This is a genomic window from Bowdeniella nasicola, from assembly GCF_001907295.1.
Classification (GTDB): Bacteria; Actinomycetota; Actinomycetes; order Actinomycetales; family Actinomycetaceae; genus Bowdeniella; species Bowdeniella nasicola.
Genome location: NZ_MQVR01000186.1, coordinates 1 through 744, shown reverse-complemented (window position 1 = coordinate 744; position 744 = coordinate 1). Strand labels below are relative to the sequence as shown.

Genomic DNA, 744 nt, shown 5'->3' with positions numbered 1-744 from the left:
GGGGCGGTGAAGTCGCGTTCGACGAGATCCATCGGCTGCGCGATGGTCGGGTCGGACTTCGTGGTGAACACCTTCTTCGACCGCGCCACCCCGCGCACCCCGGCGAGCTTCATGAGCCGCGCGGTCTGGTCACGCCCGATGTCCCACCCCTCCCGCCGGAGGAGAGCATGCATCTTCCGGACGCCGTAGACGCCGTAGTTCTCCTCGTGAAGACGCTGGATCTCGGGGACGAGGAGTTCGTCCTTCAGCTGCCTGGCGGAGGGCACGCGCGTCTTCGCCGCGCGATACCCGCGCGAGGTGAGGAACCCCGGCACCGCGTCGCGGAGGACGCGGCAGAGGAACTCGACCCCGAACTGATCCCTGTGTTCGTCGATGAAGCGGATCATGCTCGTCAGGGACGGTCGAGTTCCTTCGCGAAAAACACGCTCGCGGCTTTGAGGACCTCGTTCGCCTTCTTCAGCTCGGCGTTCTCACGGCGAAGTCGCTTGTTCTCCTCGGCGACGTCGGTCGGCACGCCGGGGCGCTGCCCGGCGTCGATCTCGCGGCGGCGGTGCCACACGCGCAGCGTCTCCGGGCTCATGCCGAGCAGACCCGCGACATGTCGCACCGCGGACATGAGGTTCGGATGCTCGGGCTTGGCCTCGTCGAGCATCCGCAGCGCGCGCTCGCGCATCTCGGGCGAGTACTTCTGATTCATCGGTTCCATCCTTGCTTGAAGAACGGAACGAAACCCAGGGCGATTCA

General features: G+C 66.4%; 2 protein-coding genes. Both read right to left on the bottom strand.

All coding sequences use genetic code 11. From position 1 onward, the window contains the following. On the bottom strand, positions 1 to 386 hold a 386-nt coding region (locus BSZ39_RS12985), incomplete at its 3' end, for an IS3 family transposase (RefSeq protein ID WP_143180563.1). A 5-nt stretch (positions 387 to 391) separates the two neighbouring features. After that, positions 392 to 697 (bottom strand): transposase, encoded by a 306-nt coding sequence (locus BSZ39_RS12980; RefSeq protein ID WP_047313027.1) that lies wholly within the window; start codon positions 695 to 697, stop codon positions 392 to 394. Between the last annotated feature and the right edge of the window lie 47 nt (positions 698 to 744).

Bases quoted from the DNA above. Each gene is read 5' to 3' on its own strand.
- BSZ39_RS12980 (WP_047313027.1), bottom strand. From the start codon at position 697: ATGAATCAGAAGTACTCGCCCGAGATGCGCGAGCGCGCGCTGCGGATG.